This is a genomic window from Aquimarina pacifica (genome assembly GCF_000520955.1).
Taxonomy (GTDB): Bacteria; Bacteroidota; Bacteroidia; order Flavobacteriales; family Flavobacteriaceae; genus Aquimarina; species Aquimarina pacifica.
This window is the reverse complement of record NZ_JACC01000044.1, coordinates 20,129-39,019: the sequence shown is the minus strand read 5'-3', so window position 1 is coordinate 39,019 and position 18,891 is coordinate 20,129. Positions and strand designations below refer to the sequence as shown.

Annotated in this window: 15 protein-coding genes; all 15 read left to right on the top strand. The window is 33.1% G+C overall.

Annotated elements, in window-relative coordinates; translation table 11 throughout:
* Positions 1-19: 19 nt before the first annotated feature.
* The 15 genes from DZ60_RS0118880 (at position 20) to DZ60_RS0118810 (ending at position 18,873) form a co-directional block, all read left to right on the top strand.
* Positions 20-985 carry a Gfo/Idh/MocA family oxidoreductase gene (locus tag DZ60_RS0118880; protein ID WP_025743581.1) on the top strand — a complete coding sequence of 322 codons (966 nt, stop codon included), beginning with the start codon at positions 20-22 and terminating at the stop codon, positions 983-985.
* A 52-nt stretch (positions 986-1,037) separates the two neighbouring features.
* Entirely contained in the window at positions 1,038-2,480 is a 1,443-nt protein-coding gene (locus DZ60_RS0118875; RefSeq protein WP_025743580.1) for a lipopolysaccharide biosynthesis protein, read from the top strand.
* 23 nt (positions 2,481-2,503) lie between these two features.
* Positions 2,504-3,337 (top strand): FkbM family methyltransferase, encoded by an 834-nt coding sequence (locus DZ60_RS0118870; protein WP_025743579.1) that lies wholly within the window; start codon positions 2,504-2,506, stop codon positions 3,335-3,337.
* The gene (locus DZ60_RS0118865; protein WP_025743578.1) at positions 3,334-4,431 is read left to right on the top strand and encodes a glycosyltransferase family 4 protein; all 1,098 of its coding nucleotides are present in this window, start codon (positions 3,334-3,336) and stop codon (positions 4,429-4,431) included. The genes DZ60_RS0118870 and DZ60_RS0118865 overlap by 4 nt, the downstream gene beginning before the upstream one ends.
* Positions 4,431-5,840: a glycosyltransferase family 39 protein gene (locus DZ60_RS0118860; protein ID WP_025743577.1), complete on the top strand. Its 1,410-nt coding sequence runs from the start codon at positions 4,431-4,433 to the stop codon at positions 5,838-5,840. Before DZ60_RS0118865 ends, DZ60_RS0118860 begins: the two co-directional genes overlap by 1 nt.
* A 16-nt stretch (positions 5,841-5,856) precedes the next feature.
* On the top strand, positions 5,857-7,626 hold the full coding sequence (locus DZ60_RS0118855) for an asparagine synthase-related protein (protein ID WP_025743576.1): 1,770 nt from the start codon (positions 5,857-5,859) through the stop codon (positions 7,624-7,626).
* A gap of 55 nt (positions 7,627-7,681) precedes the next feature.
* A complete protein-coding gene (locus tag DZ60_RS0118850) occupies positions 7,682-8,740 on the top strand; it encodes an ATP-grasp domain-containing protein (RefSeq protein WP_025743575.1) in 1,059 nt (352 codons plus the stop codon).
* Between the two features lie 14 nt (positions 8,741-8,754).
* On the top strand, positions 8,755-9,675 hold the full coding sequence (locus DZ60_RS0118845; protein WP_025743574.1) for a glycosyltransferase family 4 protein: 921 nt from the start codon (positions 8,755-8,757) through the stop codon (positions 9,673-9,675).
* Complete coding sequence (locus tag DZ60_RS0118840) at positions 9,672-10,673, top strand: lipid II:glycine glycyltransferase FemX (RefSeq protein WP_025743573.1); 1,002 nt, start codon at positions 9,672-9,674, stop codon at positions 10,671-10,673. The genes DZ60_RS0118845 and DZ60_RS0118840 overlap by 4 nt, the downstream gene beginning before the upstream one ends.
* A gap of 21 nt (positions 10,674-10,694) precedes the next feature.
* Positions 10,695-11,765, top strand: a complete 1,071-nt coding sequence (locus DZ60_RS0118835) for a DUF354 domain-containing protein (protein ID WP_025743572.1) — start codon at positions 10,695-10,697, stop codon at positions 11,763-11,765.
* A complete protein-coding gene (locus tag DZ60_RS0118830; protein WP_034230162.1) occupies positions 11,758-12,522 on the top strand; it encodes a polysaccharide deacetylase family protein in 765 nt (254 codons plus the stop codon). Before DZ60_RS0118835 ends, DZ60_RS0118830 begins: the two co-directional genes overlap by 8 nt.
* The gene (locus tag DZ60_RS0118825) at positions 12,519-13,955 is read left to right on the top strand and encodes an MBOAT family O-acyltransferase (RefSeq protein WP_025743570.1); all 1,437 of its coding nucleotides are present in this window, start codon (positions 12,519-12,521) and stop codon (positions 13,953-13,955) included. The genes DZ60_RS0118830 and DZ60_RS0118825 overlap by 4 nt, the downstream gene beginning before the upstream one ends.
* A gap of 1 nt (position 13,956) precedes the next feature.
* Complete coding sequence (locus tag DZ60_RS0118820; RefSeq protein WP_034230161.1) at positions 13,957-14,949, top strand: hypothetical protein; 993 nt, start codon at positions 13,957-13,959, stop codon at positions 14,947-14,949.
* A gap of 311 nt (positions 14,950-15,260) precedes the next feature.
* Positions 15,261-16,358 (top strand): sugar transferase, encoded by a 1,098-nt coding sequence (locus tag DZ60_RS0118815; protein ID WP_025743568.1) that lies wholly within the window; start codon positions 15,261-15,263, stop codon positions 16,356-16,358.
* Between the two features lie 178 nt (positions 16,359-16,536).
* On the top strand, positions 16,537-18,873 hold the full coding sequence (locus tag DZ60_RS0118810; protein WP_025743567.1) for a GumC family protein: 2,337 nt from the start codon (positions 16,537-16,539) through the stop codon (positions 18,871-18,873).
* The last annotated feature ends 18 nt before the right edge of the window (positions 18,874-18,891 follow it).

Sequence of the window (18,891 nt, the reverse complement as noted above, 5' to 3'; positions counted from 1 at the left end):
ACTATTAAAAAGAAAGATGATGAAAAAAAACTTTGCATTGATTGGCGCAGCAGGTTATGTGGCTCCAAAACACCTTAAAGCCATTAAGGAGACCGACAATAATCTCTTGGCAGCATTAGACAAATTCGACAGTGTAGGTGTCTTGGATAGTTATTTCCCGAATACCGATTTTTTTGTCGAATTTGAACGATTTGACAGACATCTAGAAAAATTAAAACGGAGAAAAGGAATATCCTTAGATTATGTTAGTATATGTACACCGAACTACCTTCACGATGCTCATATAAGAATGGCATTAAGAAGAGGTGCTAATGCAATCTGCGAAAAGCCTTTGGTCTTAAATCCTTGGAATATAAAACCACTAATAGAAATACAAAAAGAATCAAATCGAAACGTAAATACGATTTTACAATTGAGACTGCATAAAAGTATTGTTGCTCTCAAAAAAATGGTAGATGAGGGACCAAAAGACAAAATATACGATATTGACCTTACCTATCTAACCTCTCGAGGCAGTTGGTATAATAGTTCTTGGAAAGGAGAGATTAATAAATCCGGAGGAATTGCTACTAATATTGGTGTACATTTTTTTGATATGCTCCTGTGGATATTTGGTGGAGTTACAGAAAATATTGTACATAAACATGATATGTATAGTGCTGCAGGGTATCTAGAATTAGAAAAAGCCAGAGTGCGATGGTTTCTCTCTATTGATTATGACAACATCCCGATATCCGTCAAACTTAAAAACCAAAGAACCTACAGATCTATTCAGGTAGACGGAAGAGAAATTGAATTTAGTTCAGGGTTTACAGAATTGCATACAAAAAGCTATCAGGAAATTCTTAAAGGTAACGGTTTTGGACTTATTGATGCCCAGCCATCAATACAGCTTGTTCACGACATACGAAATGCAGAAATAAGCTCTCTTAGAGAGGATTACCACCCATTACTGCTAAAATCGAAAAAAGTGCAGTACATATAATAACCAAACAATCTCTGAATTTGATCAAATTAGATAATAAAAACAATGGTGAGTGAGTGTTTTAAAAAGAAAGACAACTACAGGATTAATTTGGAGTAGTATAGATAAATTTTCAACCTTACTGATGCAATTCATTTTCGGAATTGTATTAGCAAGAATTCTTATGCCAGAAGACTACGGACTCATTGGGATGATCGCTATTTTTATAGCGATCTCGCAATCCCTTGTAGATAGCGGATTCTACACTGCTCTGGTACAGAAAAAAAATGCTTCTATAAAAGACTATTCGACTATATTCTTTTTTAACCTATTTGTAAGCCTACTCTTGTACATAATTCTTTTTTTATGTGCCAACCCGATAGCTAATTTTTATGATGAGCCCATACTTACAGACCTCATCAAAGTAGTTGCAATTAATATTATTATTGTTTCTACCACCATTGTTCATAGAGCCATTCTGGCCACCAAACTTAACTTAAGAATTGTGGCCATTATTAATATAACCTCAACATTGATTAGTGGTTTTGTAGGAATCTATTTGGCCATGAATGGATATGGAGTTTGGTCACTTGTATACCAACAATTAACCCGAAGTGTCCTTTCTGCACTTCTTTTCTGGATTTTGCATCCTTGGCAATTAAAAGTTCTTTTTGATGTTGCAGCATTCAAAACCCTTTTTGGGTTTGGTTCTAATCTTATGATTTCTGAGTTGCTCAAGATTTTTTTTAAAAACCTGTATCTAATCGTGATAGGAAAAATATATAAAGCCGAAGAACTTGGGTTTTATACGCGAGCAACACTTTTTAAACAAGTACCAGGAGCCCTTGTGCACACCATACTGCAAAGTGTAACTTTTCCTGTCTTAATTAAAGTGATAGATGATGATAACAAGGTGAAACTATTATTAGTACGAAGCATAAAACTTACCGGATTTATTCTATGCCCCATTATTGTTACATTATTGTTTTTCTCTAAACCATTGATCCTATCACTATTGACCGAAAAATGGTTACCAACAGTAGTATTGCTTCAGATTCTTTCTATCGATATTATTTTCATACCCATTAATTATATAAATCTAAATTTTCTGAATGCAAAAGGCAGATCAGATTTATTTCTAAAACTCGAACTGGCAAAAAATATAATAACCATCATTGTTATACTGGCTACATTTAATTTTGGATTAGTCGCTATGACCATAGGATATGTAGTATCATCGATACTTGGTTTTCTTCTTAATACACACTATACAAAAAAATACATTTCTTATTCTGCTTACAGTCAATTAAGAGATTTAATCCCTTATATGATAACAAGCCTGCTCATTGGTTTGATCAGTTTTTACATAAGTAGTCATTTTGAAAATGTAAGCATACAGCTTGTACTCGGATCACTCTTAATTGGAGGTATGTATTTGGTGATTTCTGAAGTACTTAAATTCAAAGAATGGATAGAAATAAAAGGGATTCTTTCTAATCGTCTAAAATTCTTTTAACAACAAAATTAAAAAATATGATCATGAGGAATTTTATAAAAAAAGTTGCAATGGGGTTGATAAATACCCTAACGCTATTCATCCCAGGCAAGAAATACAAAGCAAAATTTCTTGGGCGCATCAGTACCTGGATTATGGGTGGAGAAAATGACATAGAGTACGATCCAAAATTAGACATGTATTGGCTAAAGAGTGAACAACAATATTTATATATGGTAGAAAAACCTTATTACAATTTTAGTAAAAAGAAATTATACAAATTCATAGAGCGAATGGCATGCAGGATGTATGTCCCAAAAAAAGGAGATGTTATCGTAGATATTGGAGCCGGAATTGGCACTGAAGCACTATTCTTTAACGAGAAAACCGAAAATGAAGGAAAAATATATGCCATCGAGGCTAGTAAGAATAGCTGTCAAAAACTAACCCAATTGTGCGAGAAAAACAATCTCAAAAACTTTAAAAATTTCAATCTGGCAATTACCAATAGTAATCAAAAAGTCTGGATAGAGGAGACCGAAGATTATCAAAAAGATTTTATTAATACTTCTAAAAAAGGACTCCCCGTAGATGGGGTTACCATAGATCATTTTGTTGAACAAAATGGCATCAATCATATTGATTTTATAAAAGTGAATATTGAGGGTGCCGAACTACAAATGATAGAAGGAATGAAAAACACAATAAAAATTACCAAAAATATTGCAATCTCTTGTCATGATTTTCTTTTTGATAACAAAACACAAATAAAAGAAAATGTGGTTCAGTTTTTAGAAGAACATAATTTTGATGTTTCTCTAAATAATACAGGGCGAGAGGTAGTTGATAGTTGGGTATACGGAAAAATGACACAATGAAAATTATTCACGTAATACCATCCCTTAATATTGGTGGAGCAGAAAATTTTGTGGTGCAACTAGCCAGTGAGCAAGTCAAACACAATTCTGTATCCATTATACTCTTAGGGTATACTGATCCAGAAAGAAATTTTAAGGGGTCTGTGCATCCGGCAGTCAAAATTTTTGATCTAAACTGGGAAAAAAAATATACGAGTAATCAATTCTGGGAACTGTATCGTCTAATTAGTCATATAGAGCCTGATGTACTTCATTTTCATCTTACCCAGGCCATGATTTATATGCACGGCATTGCTCTTATCAAAACCAAAGTAAAATACGTACACACGGTACATAATAGCTATAGTAACTGGAAACGTAGATTGACCTGGCTCAATAGACTACAACATTTCATGAGAACCAAAGTACTGCATGTTTGTATTTCTCCTTCTATTCACAGAGATGTGCAAAAAGGGTTTCCAAAACTAAGGAGTACGATGATTAGAAACGGAATCAAAAGTTATACAATACAACGGACTACACACAAAATTGAAGATATCTGGAATAAATATTCGGTTACACCAGAAAAGGGAAAGCGATTTGTCACCATTGGTAACATATCAAAATATAAAAACCATAAACTGTTGGCCTTAAGTTTTGCTGTTATTGCCAAAAAATATCCGAATGCCATGTGTATTCATTTTGGAAGACCTAGTCACACTGAATTGGTCAAGGAAGTAAAAAAAATTAATGCTCCCAACTTATTTTTTGCAGGACCCCATCAAAATGCTCCTGATTTTTTATCAAAAGCTGATGCCATGATTATTAGCTCTATTCAAGAAGGTATGCCTATTGTTGCTCTAGAAGCGCTATCTATGGGAATACCAATAATTACAACTCCTGCCGGCGGAATGGTTGATGTTGTAATTGACAATTACAATGGATTTATAACTCCGGATTTTGAGGTAAACTCCTTAATAAATACGATAACCAAATATATTGAGCTTAGCGACCATCAAAAAAAAGAATTATCCCGAAATGCCAAAGAAAGCTTTTCGCAATATTATGAGATTAATCAAATAGAACAAACCTATCAATATCATTATATGAGCTAATGTATTGGACACAAACAAATACAAATTTGGGCATCCTGTTTTCTACAGGTGTACTCCTGTTTCATATCATTATATTTCCTAATTATATAATGCCGTTACCTATACTTTTGATTGGGGTGGCTATTATATTATTCTTTTATACTACGTTACGAGGATATACGGTGCTCTGGAGAAATACAAACAACATCAAAACAAAGTTATTTTTTCATAGTCTTCTATATCGTATCCTTGGGATTCTGGGCATGTATTTTATAACTCTTAATTATGACCCAAACAGTCTTCCTTTTGAGTTATCCGCTGCAGATTCTTGGAACTATCATTATTCTGGGGTGATCGTTGCCGATGCCATTCGTGATAATAAAAATATATTCATGTCATTGTCTACCTTCTGGAAAAGTGAATCTGATTACGGGTTCTCGATTATTATAGGAGCTATATATAGCATATTCGGAAAAATACCCTACGTCATAAAGCTATTTAATGCTATTGTAGGGAGCTTTACTGTCCTTAGAATTTATCAAATAACTAAAATTATATATCAAGGGGAGCAAGCAAAAATAGCAGGGATTCTAGCAATGATTATGCCTCCTCTTTTATGGTTCGGAGGCATGTTTCTAAAAGAAACCATACTCATATTTCTTTTGGTCAATGCTACTTATTTTGCCATGAAAATAACGAAATCTCTTAATTATCGTCCCTATTACATAACATTGATCCTCTTACATTTTGGACTTATTTTTTACTTTAGGGTTGTACTAGCTCCTATTTTACTGATTGCTATCTTATTGCAAATGTCCCTGTTTAAGCTCAAAAAAAGAAGTGATTACTTGTTTTCCTTTTTGATCGTCGCAGGTATAATGATAGGATCTATCTACGTAATGAAAGCTTTGCATATGGATATCTATGTCGAGGAAGCGATCGCTGCTAGTTCTGATCAATTCGGAAACGAATTAGAAGGTGCATCAAAAAGTCGAGGAGTTAATTATGCAGCGGCATTAGTTGCTCCTTTATTAGTCGCAGGAGCAATTTTAACTCCCTTCCCATCGGTACTTGATTTTGAAGCTTCTCAATTAGCTATTTATGCGCATTTTCAGAATGAGGTGATCAGAAATGGGATGTATTTCTTTGTCTTTTTTGGGCTTATTAGAGCTATCAAATTAAAACAGAAGAAAACAATTCTGGTAGGCTCACTTGCCATTATTTATATACTAGTTCTTGCTGCTTCAGGAATATCCCATCAAGATCGATTTCAGATTATTTCTTTACCCTTTCTTATCATATTTATGTCTGATGGAATCGTATCAAAATATAAACAGCAACAAAGACACTGGACGCTATATCTCATATTAATTTTTGCAATCATTCTCATGTGGAATGTTTTTAAACTATCTATAAGACAATTGATTTAAAATAAAAAGACAACATATGATTGATGATTTTATAATACGTAACCAACTAGAAAAAACGGATGTTATTTTTGACAATTTCAAAAGTCGTATCGAGTTAAGTAAGGACCTCATTCTATATACAAATAGTGTATATTCTAAGTGCCAGAAAAACGATACCCAAATCATCATTATTGGAGACTATATTGGAGATCAAGAAACATTACTAAACTCGAAAAGCGAAGATATTCCTAAATTAAGAGGAAACTTTTATGCCATAGTAAGTCAAAATAAGTCCGTAACATTATATTCTAGTTTTTTTAGTATTCTACCTATTTATTATAAAGTTGACCAATCTATTGTTTCTTCTTCTATAAATTTAATTAGAAAGTATAGCCCTCAAAAATATAGACTAGACAAAAAATTCATTCTCGAAAATCTCTTATTTAATTATGGTTTTTTTGACCGGACCCTTTATCAAGAGATTAAACTTTTACCATGTCACTCTTCAATTCAATTTGCTAAAAATAAACAGCATGATGTCCTCATCAATAAACATTTGAGGATAGATGAACTTTTCTCCTCTTCCCCAAGAAAAGGAAAAACGGCAAATGAATTGAGTGACATGTTTATCGAGACTACACAACATTATTTCCCAGAGGAACCCTTTGATATTGCTTTTACTAGTGGATTTGATGGAAGAACCCTTGTGAGCTGCGCAATGTACCATGACAAAAAATTCGCTACATTTTCTTTTGGACGTGAAGAAATTGATGATGTTCGAGTTCCAAAAACAAATGCAAAACAGCTAAACATACCATATCAATCCTATGATATTAGTTCTGAAAAATATCTAGAAAACGAATACTACAACAATGCTCATGAATATAGTACCAATGGATATATGGGCAACGGCTTTTTACAGGCTCATTACATTTATAGCACCAAAAAAATAAGTGAGCGATCAAAATATATGCTCTCTGGTTATGTAGGAAGCGAATTGTTCAGAGCACTTCATGCAACAGGAACAGTAACTTCTGTCGCCCTCAAAAATCTATTTACTATCTCTGATGAAAACACCATACGAACAAAACTAAAAACATCTATAGCTCTAAATGTCCTCAATAAAAAAGAGTTTGTAAATGAGCTTAATGAATTAGTTGAAGAGATACTAGCATACAAAAGAAATTTGTCACAAAAGAATACGCTCAATCAGCAATTCTACACTTTTGTATTTGAAGAAACCGTCCGAAAATTCTTTGGTCAAAAAATTACCACACAACAACGATACATCAATGTTAGGACTCCTTTTCTTGATTACCAATTTGTCAAAACACTATTGCAGACAAAATACGCAGGGACAAACAATGACTTTTTTACGCAAAACCCGCTAAAAAGAACTAAGGGTCAGTATATCTATTCTGATATCATAAGAAAAACGAACGCAGTTATCTATCGCCAAATGACTGGTAAAGGATATCGCCCTATAGATGTACGAAACATGTTTTATATGATCAATATTGTGTATCCATTTTTTAAAAAACGATTTGTCAAGAAAGTCAAAAAAACATACATGGATAATTTTGGAATCGTTACCGGAGTCTTAAAACATAAAGAAAAACTTCGCCCTTACATTACTAAGAGTATCTATTTTGATCACAAAAAATTGAACCAAATGTTAGATGCGCTTACCGTTTATAGCCCAGAAAAAGAACGAGACACCTTATTATTGTCTTTATCTATTCTTAAAAACATAGACAGTACTCCAGAAAAAAAACAGCAAGTGAATAAAATGGTTGGCAGCACATAATTGTATGCTCAAATTAACATACTACAATGAATGTCTCCCAAGAAAACATAAACAAATGAAACGTATACTAGCATTAAAAGACTATAAATCCGTATTTGGATCTAAGAAATTTAATTTCCCATATCGAAGTGGTATGGACAAAGAGAAATTAGTTCATTATTTTAAAGAAGCTGGATATACACTTGAATACAAATTCTTTAATGAAATCGATTTCCGAAGTAAACAATACAAAGATTTGCACATCATCTATACTTCATCAGAAGATGTTGGATATCATTACAAATCATATATAGAGGATATTATATATGGGTTAGAGCAAATGGGAGCAAATGTTATGCCAGCTTACACTCACTTACGTGCAAATAACAATAAAGTATTTATGGAGTTTATGAGAGATTATTTGGGATACACCAACAATCTTAAATCAAATGCATTTGGCTGCCTAAAAGATCTGAAGATGCATTTGAACAACATACAATATCCCGTAGTTTTTAAAACATCTGAAGGAGCAGTGGGTAGAGGAGTAAAACTGGTGAATTCAGAAAAAGAATTAATAGCAACCGTAAAAAAAACTACACCTCGTAACTATTTTATGGATTTATGGGATCATGCCAGATCCATAAGACATAAAGGGTATATTAAAGAAAGTGTATATCGCAAAAAATTCATTATTCAGGAATTCATTCCGGATCTAAAAAATGATTGGAAAATACTCTTTTATGGACAAAAACTCTACATCTTCAAAAGGCCCATACAAAAGGGAAGAGATATTAGAGCAAGTGGTGGAGGTACTGTAAATTATAAGTATGGATTGCAGGCAGAAGCACCAGAAGGGATCCTTGATTTTGCATTAGATATTTATAGAAAAATGAATGTCCCTCATGCCTCAATTGATATTGCATATGATGGTAAAGCATTTTATTTAATAGAATACCAATCTCTATATTTCGGAACCTCAGCGCTCGTAAATTCTGAAGGATATTTTATAAAGAAATATCAAAAATGGGAATTTATAGAAGGTAAAGTAGCGCTAGAAAAAGCCTATGTAGATGGTGTTGTCGAGTATTTAGAAAAGAAGGAAGTAAAACGAAAAGAAGCTATTAGTTATTCATAAAAATATTGTAGCCCATGAAAGTTCTTTTTGTAAGTAGCGGAAACACTATAAACGGGATCTCTCCCCTGGTACTTAATCAGGGAAACTCTCTAAAGTCTATTGGGCATAACGTTTCTTTTTTTACTATTAAAGAAAAAGGAATTCGAGGGTATGTAAAACATATCTTTTTGCTTAAAAAATTTCTAAAAGAACAAACACATGATGTAGTACACGCACACTATTCTCTAAGTGCTATTGTAGCTGGACTTGCGGGAGCAAAGCCATTAGTAGTTTCTTTAATGGGAAGTGATGTAAAGGCTTCTCCTCTATTAAAATTCCTTATCAAATTTTGTAACCTTCTTTTTTGGGAAAAAATCATCGTAAAATCAAAAGACATGAAAAAATCATGTGGAATTGCGAATGTTGCCATTATTCCTAATGGCGTTGATTTTACAAAATTCCGGCAACTTTCTAAAACTACTGCATTAGACGTCACTAAATGGAGCCAAGATAAAAAGCATATTCTTTTTGCTGCCAACCCAAAAAGAAAAGAAAAAAACTATCAACTGGCACAAAAAGCAGTTTCATTACTTGATACAGCCGATACAGAACTGCACGTCTTAGTAGATATCCCTAATGAGCTTATGCCTTATTATTTTAACGCATCTGATGTAATTCTATTGACCAGTCTTTGGGAGGGTTCTCCTAATGTCATTAAAGAAGCAATGGCATGTAACTGTAAAATTGTAGCTGTAGATGTAGGGGACATAAAAAACACTATAGGAAAAACCTCAGGATGCTTTATTACAGATTTTGATGCACATGAAATCGCTAATAGCTTACAACATGCTTTGCATGATGACCCAAAGTACACTAGCGGCAGAAATCAAATAGCGCACTTAGATGCCAATATTATTGCAAAAAAATTAACCAACCTATATACCGAAGCACTATGATTCAAAATTTTACAATACACCCAAGTGTTAACCTAATTGCTTCAGAACAATGGGCATCACTTTTTGAGAATACGACAGCAAACTTTTTTCAAACCCCAAAAGCACTTCATTTTTTTAAGACTATTGGTTATGAAACCTTTTTTTTTGCTCTTGAAAGTGAAAAAAAAATAACCGCGTATGTATCGGGTATCATTCAGAAAGAAAGCGGAATCAAAGCGTCTTTTACAAGTCGCGCTATTATTTTTGGTGGCCCCGTAATATCTCCTGATGCTCAACCAGAACAAATAAGTCACTTATTTAAAAAGGTGATTAAACATTTAAAGAGTAAGGTAATCTATATCGAAACCCGCAACTTCAACTCTTATAACCAATATAAAAGTATTCTTGAAGAAACAGGTTTTGAATATCATCCTCATTTAAATTTTCAAGTGAACTGTGATACCGAAGAAAATGTTAAAAAAAGAATGAGCAACAGTAAGCTCAGACAAATTAAAAAAAGTCTTAAAGAGGGGGCAGAAGTACATGAAGCAAATCAACAGTCTGATATAGAAGCCTTCTATACAATCTTACATACGCTGTATAAGAAAAAAGTAAAAACACCACTCCCTGATCTTGCTTTTTTCTTAACGCTATGGAGCCAGAAAGTAGCTAAATTTTTATTGGTTTTTTACAAGGAAGAAGTCATTGGAGGCATTGTTTTTCCTGTTTTCGAGAACAAAGTAATTTATGAGTGGTATGTCTGTGGTAAAGATGGTGTTTTCAAAAACGTTTACCCAAGTATCCTTGCAACATGGTCTGCGATTCAATATGCATGTAATAATGATATTCAGCGATTTGATTTTATGGGAGCCGGGAGACCCGATGAAGACTATGGAGTAAGAGAATTCAAATCAAAATTCGGAGGAGAACAAGTAGAACACGGGCGCTTTATATATATAGCTAACCCCATATTATACAGCATAGGAAAAAGAGCCGTAAAAGCACTAAAAAAATGGTAGTAACCACAAAATCAAAAGACAATGAGAATCCTTATTGATATCGGCCATCCTGGTCATGTTCATTTATTCAAGAATTTTGCAAAAGAAATGCAAAAAAAGGGGCATGAATTCTTGTTTACATGTAGAGAAAAAGAATTCGAAATTGAATTACTCAAAGCAGAAAACCTTAACTACGTTTCTTTCGGCAAAAAATACAATACCACCTTCGGAAAGCTATTTGGCTTACTAAAATTTGATATTATGGCCTGTATTCAAGGACTCAAATTCAAGCCTGATATTTTCATGAGTCATGGTTCGCCCTATGCTGCACATGCATCTGCAATTCTCAATACCCCACACATCTCTATGGAAGATACTGGAAACATGGAGCAAGTTCGATTATACCTGCCTTTTACAGAAAGTGTATTAACCTCTAACTCATTTCACAAAAATCTGGGGAACAAACAAATTCAGTATAAAGGTTATCATGAATTAGCCTATTTACACCCGAATCGATTTACCCCGAACGCAAAGATTTATGATCTTCTAAAAATAACAAGAGAAACAAAATACGTGATACTACGATTTGTTTCATGGAACGCAAGTCATGACATCAATCAAACAGGATTATCTATATCCGAAAAAAGAGAAATAATCACCTATTTAGAAAAAAAGTACACCGTTTTTATCTCCTCAGAAGGGCAATTGCCTGAGGAGTTCAGTAGGTATCAAATCAAAATCCCTCCCGAAGAAATGCACAATGCACTTGCTTTTGCCAGTATGTTTATTGGCGAAGGAGCCACTATGGCATCAGAATCTGCTGTATTAGGAACACCTGCTATCTATATAAACAGTATAATGGCCGGAACTATTAATGACCAAGCTGCCCACGGACTCCTTTTTAACTTCGAAAATGGTACGGGTGTCTTATCTAAAATAAAGGAACTTGATAAAATCCCTGATCTAAAAGAGGTGTTCAGAAAAAAACGTGAACAATTATTAGAAGATAAAATTGACGTCACCTCCTTCATGATATGGTTTGTAGAAAACTACCCAAAAAGCAAAACAATGACCCCGAATCTAATAAACTATAATATCCCTTCTCATGATTGATTTCACTTTACAACAATACAGAGCACTGTTACATGCTTTGATTAATAACAAGTACGAATTTCAGACTTTTGATCAATTCATTAGACAACCTAAAAAAAAGGTCATCATATTAAGGCATGATGTTGACTTGCTGCCCTATAATTCTTTAGATTTTGCAAAAATTCAGTCAGAATACGGTATAAAAGGCACCTATTATTTTAGAGCAGTTCCCGAAAGCTGGGATACAAACGTTATTCTTGAGATTGCAGATTTGGGTCACGAAATAGGGTATCACTACGAATGCCTTACTACCACAAATGGTGATATGTCGGCTGGTATTTCTGATTTTGAATCTAATTTATCTGCTCTCAGAGCCCTTACACCTGTTTCTACCATATGCATGCATGGATCACCTTTATCAAAATATGATTCAAAAAAACTATGGAGTACCTATAAGTATCAGGACTATGACATTATTGGTGAGCCCTATTTTGATATCGATTTTAATGACGTGTTTTATCTAACCGATACTGGCAGAAAATGGGATGGTCAAGGAACTAGTGTACGCGACAAGGTTAAAACCAAATTCACAAGAAGATATCGTCATACCCCAGAGATTATTGAAGTAATTAATGCGGCTGTTTTTCCTGATCGCGTAATGTTTACCTTTCACCCTCAAAGATGGAATGACAATATTGTAAAATGGGGTAAAGAATTAGTGTTTCAAAATGTAAAAAACGTTGTTAAAAAACATTTTTTTGTAAAAGCTGATGTATGATTTTTAATTCAATAGATTTTGCAATTTTCATCCCAATTGTATTCTTGTTGTATTGGTTTGTGCTTCAAAAACATCTAAGACTACAAAACGTTCTGATTCTTGTTGCAAGTTATGTTTTTTATGGCTGGTGGGATTGGCGTTTTTTATCATTGATAATCTGTAGTAGTGTTGTTGATTATTCTATGGCATTACTTTTACAAAAACATGAAAACAAAAACATACGAAAGCTTGCTTTATGGAGCAGTATTTTTTTTAATTTAGGACTTTTAGGGTTTTTTAAATATTATAATTTCTTCATAGAAAATTTTAGTTCGGCATTCACTTTTTTTGGAGGTCAGATTACTACGCATACCTTACACATTATTCTTCCGGTAGGGATTAGCTTTTATACGTTTCAGACATTAAGTTATACCATTGATGTTTATAATAAAAAGCTAGAGCCTACAAAAGATTTTATTGCATTTTCTGCTTTCGTGGCATTCTTCCCGCAACTAGTGGCTGGCCCGATAGAGAGAGCTAAGAATCTCTTACCTCAATTCTACACCAAAAGGAACTTTGATTATACCCAAGCAACAGATGGTTTACGTCAAATTTTATGGGGGTTATTCAAAAAAGTAGTGATTGCAGATACTTGTGCCAAATATGCCAATTTGGTATTTAATAATTCAGATCAGTTTTCTGGAAGCACCTTAGTCATGGGAGCACTATTTTTTACTTTTCAGATCTATGGTGATTTTTCAGGTTATTCAGATATTGCGATAGGAACCTCTCGGTTATTTGGTTTTAACCTTCATAGAAACTTTGCCTTTCCCTATTTTTCTCGGGATATTTCAGAATTTTGGAGACGATGGCATATTTCATTATCCACGTGGTTCAGAGATTATTTATATATCCCCTTGGGAGGCAGTAGAGGTGGCACATGGATGAAGGTAAGAAACACCCTTATTATCTTTATAGTAAGTGGTTTTTGGCATGGCGCTAATTGGACTTTTATAATCTGGGGAGCATTAAATGCATTGTATTTTTTACCACTACTTCTTCTTGGTAAAAATCGAAAAAACATAACCATTGTAGCTCAAAACAACCTCTTTCCTTCGATTTCAGAATTTGTTCAAATAGTAAGCACTTTTGGACTAACGGTTTTTGCATGGATTTTTTTTAGAGCAAATGATCTACAGCATGCATTTCAGTATATAGGAGAAATATTCTCGCCATCCATATTTAGCATCCCCGAAAAATTTCCAAAAAAAACGGCATTGCTAATACTCTTGTTTGTAGGTATAGAATGGCTGGGGCGTAGAAATGAATTCGCCATTGAAGACATGAACCCAAGGTTTCCTATTATGATAAGATGGGTTAGCTATTTACTAATTATTGGTGCTATATTTTATTACTCTGGTAGTGAGCAACAATTTATTTATTTTCAATTTTAGTATGAAAAAATTTTTAGGTAAGTCCATACTGTTTTTTGTAATTGTGATAATGCTTTCATTATCCATTGTATTCTTAAAAGAAGATTTCGAAAATTCTCAGGAGTATTTGTTAGCAATGCAGGATAAACATAAAAGAGCTCAAAATATTAAAGGAACAAAAATAATATTAGCCGGTGGGTCCAACCTTGTTTTTGGGATTGATAGCGAACAGATCCAAAAGGAACTACACACCCCTGTAGTTAATTTTGGATTACATGCGCAATTAGGACTGTCCTTCATTCTTAATGAAGTACAGGATATCGCAAAACCAAATGATATCGTAATATTATCTATAGAACATTTGATGCCAACAGAGGGAGACCCCGAATTACAAAAAATAACCTCATATTATAATCCTAGTGCTTATAGCTATTCCTCTCAAAAAAAAACTGGTTGGTTAGAAAAGTTCAAGAAGATATCGGGTAACCACCAAATGCTTTTTAAGAAAACGATTTCTAATTTTATAGAAAAAAAGGAACCAGATCAAGTGTATCGTCGTGATGCTTTTAACAGATTTGGGGATGGTATAAACCATTTAGAGTTGCCTTCAAAAACACTAGGTAGCAGGTCAATACTAAAAGAAAGAAGCTATAAACAAATCGAATTATTTAATCGTTTCTACAAATTTGCTTTAGACAGAGGGATTAGAGTTGTTTTTACTTACGGGGCCTACGAGCAATCGGAGTATCAAAAAAATAAAAAAGTACTCCAAGAGAATCATAAAATACTAAAACAACACCTAAAAATAGAAATGATTATGGATATTGATGATTTTGTATATCCAACGCCATATTTCTATGATAGTGTGTATCATTTAAACAAAATAGGAAGAGTGGAACATACTAAGAATTTAATTCAAAAAATTCAAAACTGTGCTACATTGGCCCACCTTAACAATGAAAGAAAAAACACTCACAACAGAAATATCGAATCCACGTCCCAAAAAAACCAATAATCCTGATTTTATATTTCTTTATCGATACTTTTATTTCTTATGCAAAAAAATGTAAGTTTTTTTTTGTTAAATATCTAAAAAGTCGTGATTCATTGTATTTTTTAGGTTTTTATGCTTGTAAAAACCGACAAAAGAACCATTTAACCTAACTATTTTGCGGTAAAACCATCGATAAATAATAATGTAATGCACTATATTTAAGATAGTTAAAAAAAACATAAATGTTCTTAAACCTAAAGACCTATTTTGAGAAATATATACCCCTTACATCTTCTCAATATTCAACTACTAACCATTTTATCCTACTATAAATGATCGGTAAAAAATTAAATGTAAGAGTGCAACCTATAAAGGCGAAAAGCACAGTCTCTATTAGAAAAATAATTACTCGCAGATTAGGTAATAATGTTTGTGATTTTATAACCAATCATCTTCAGGGTTATAAATTATTCGATGTATTATTATCTGATACAAGAGAAAAAGAAGAAATCCTGCATAATCGCAAAAATTTCTACCAGGTTATTGTTAACCTAAAAACAGTAAACGATTACAGGCGTATTAATAAATTCTTCGAAGTAGTTAACGTAAAGTTACCTGTAGGCGGTTTATTTATTAATATCGCAGAAACCTACGAAAGTCGTAAAGAAAGAATTCTATCTAACTACCCTAAACCTATTAATCATATTATCCATGTGATTGATTTTATATGCCATAGGGTTTTTCCTAAATTAAGACTGACAAAAGGTTTATATTTTTCTATTACCAAAGGATATGGTAGAGTGCTAACAAAAGCAGAAACACTTGGCCGTTTATATTCTTGTGGTTTTGAGGTTATTGAAGAAAAAACAATTGACAATAAATTATTTTTTGTAGCTAGAAAAGTCAAGGACCCATCGTATGATATGAATCCTACATACGGTCCTCTAATAGGCTTAAAAAGAATGGGGAAAAACAAAAAACTTATCATGGTATATAAGCTTCGTACTATGTATCCATTTTCTGAATATTTACAACATTATGTTTTCGAAAAAAACAATCTTAAGAAAGGCGGAAAATTGAATAATGATTTTAGGATTTCTAATCTTGGTAAGTTGCTTAGAAAATATTGGATCGATGAACTCCCTATGTTTATTAACTTCATTAAAGGAGAAATGAAACTTATAGGTGTGCGTCCTCTAAGCAGTCACTATTTTAGCTTGTATACTGAGGAAGTACAAGAAAAAAGAAGTCAATTTAAGCCCGGACTGATTCCTCCGTTTTATGCAGACATGCCTGAAACCTTAGATGAAATAATGGAGTCAGAAATGAGATATCTCAAAAAATACGAAAAAAGACCGCTTCAAACTGATCTTTCGTATCTATTAAAGATTGCCAAAAATATTGTTTTTAGAGGGAAAAGAAGTTTCTAAAAATATTAATAGGATTTCATCTACAAAATACACTAGAAAACGAGAAATTATTTCTATTTTTAAGTATTATTTTTTCATACACCCTACGGCAATTACAATATAATTTACCCCTCTTGTTTATATTGTGCTAGGAATTAAACAATTCTTACATGCCTCTGAAACCGAAATAATTCCTTAAATGAATTACGAAATTGATGATGATCAAGAAAATCTATTTGTAAAAGAACTATTAGACAGGTATCTCGCCTACTGGAAACTTTTTGTAGTTGCTTTTTGCGCTTCTTTTACTATTGGTTTTTTTTATATGCGATATACTCCAAAACTCTATCGTGTTACCTCTACTATTCTTATAAAAGCAGAAAAAGATGGGTCTATGTCAGAGCTTTCTGCTTTTGAAGATCTTTCAATTTTTAAAAATGCAAATAGAGAAATCGAAAATGAAGTAGAAATACTGCATTCTCGTCCACTTATAGAAAATGTAATTAAAAAATTGCACCTTAATGTTCAGTACTTCAGCAAGACAAAATACTCTAAACGGCTTGTAGAACTTACGAATGAAATCCCAATTAGAGTACATTTTTTAGACAGTTCATACTATGATAATTCATTTAAATTTGTAATAAATGTTCTTCCTGACAGAACACTACTACTCAAAAATGGAGAAGAAAAAATACTGAAAAAATTTTCATTTGATCAATGTATTTCATCTCCGTTTGGTGATATCCTGATTACTCCTAATCATGCCGTTCTATCAAAATATATTGAAAAAGACATCTATATAAATTCTACATCGTTATTAGACGTAACCGAAAGATATAAGTCTGCTATAAAGGTAGGATTAACCAACCCTAACACAAGTGTTGTTACTCTTAGTATGACAACCATTGCCCAAGAAAAAGCAGCAAAAATTCTTAATCAGCTTATACAAGAGTACAACAGAGATGTTATTAATGATAAAAACCAAATCTCTACCAATACAGCCAAGTTTATAAAAGACCGTCTTAATATTATCAATGCAGAACTTGATAGCTTAGAAAAAAATGTAGAATCCTATAAATCTTCTAATAATTTAACCGATATAAGCTCTGAGGCATCGCTCATGTTATCGGACGCTGCAAACAATGATCGAAAAATAGTAGAAATAACTACACAGCTTGAATTATCTAATTTTCTGCTAGAGCATCTTAAAAATACTGAAAATGAGCTTTTGCCGGTTAATCTAGGGTTTGCAGATTTATCTGCAGGACAAGCAATAGATAATTATAATATGCTTGCTCTTGAAAGAAATCGATTACGCAAAAGTTCTGGTCAAGAAAACCCATTACTCCTTCTTCTCAATGAAAAACTGGCAGACATGCGTTTGAGTCTTCAAAAAAGCTTGGAGAATCTTAGAAAATCACTTCAACTAAAAAATAAAAATCTTCGGCAAAGAGATGATCTGGTTGACTCAAACATTGCGTCTTTACCCCAAAAAGAAAGAAAATTAAGAGATATACAACGCCAACAACAAATAAAAGAAACGCTTTTCTTGTACCTGCTCGAAAAAAGAGAAGAAACTGCTATTTCTCTTGCCACAACAGTATCCCAAGTCAAGGTAATAGAAAAAGCATATGCCACCAGAAGTCCTGTAAAACCAAAGAAAAACATGGTGCTTCTAACTTGCTTTTTGGGTGGACTTATAATTCCTGTGGTGTTTGTATTCTTTATTGATCTAATGGATACAAAAATTAGAAATGCAAAAGAACTAAAAAAGTATCTAAAACTGCCTCTAATAGGATCTATACCGGCATCAGAAGACAAAGAGCTTGTTACCCATAAAGCAGACAGATCTATACTGGCAGAAGCTTTTAGACTTATAGAAACCAATCTTGATTTTCTTTTGGCATACTCTAGAAAAAAGGGTAAAACCATTCTTATAACCTCGAGTATAAAAGGAGAAGGCAAATCATTTGTAGCAAGTAATCTGGGTGTTACCTTAGGAAGATCAGGAAAAAAAGTAGCACTCCTAGAGATGGATTTACGTTCTGCTCAGCTCAAAAAAAGAATGGCTATAAGGGGACAAAAAGGGATTACTGATTTTATTACTGATGAGCACGTAACTATTGGTGAAATTGCCTCAAATATGGATGGTTTCAAAAACCTAGATGTTTTTACCTCTGGACCAAAACCTCCTAATCCTGCAGAGCTTCTTAAGCATCCTAGAGTAGAAATATTATTTGAAACCCTAAAAAAAGAATATGACTTCATTATCATCGATACGCCACCAATAACAGTAGTTGCCGACACTTTATTATTAAGTTCATATTCAGATTTATGTATTTATGTAATTAGGCAAAAGTATACAGATAAAAGAATGTTAGACATCCCAAGAAGTCTGGTACAGGAGAAAAGATTTGCGGCATTTTCAATACTACTCAATGCGGTAAGTTTTAGTAAGGGATATGGGTATGGGTATGGTGAAAGTAAAAACAATACTAGCATTTTAAGAAAACTCTCTCATAAAATTACTATCTAGCAATGTATTTGTTGTATC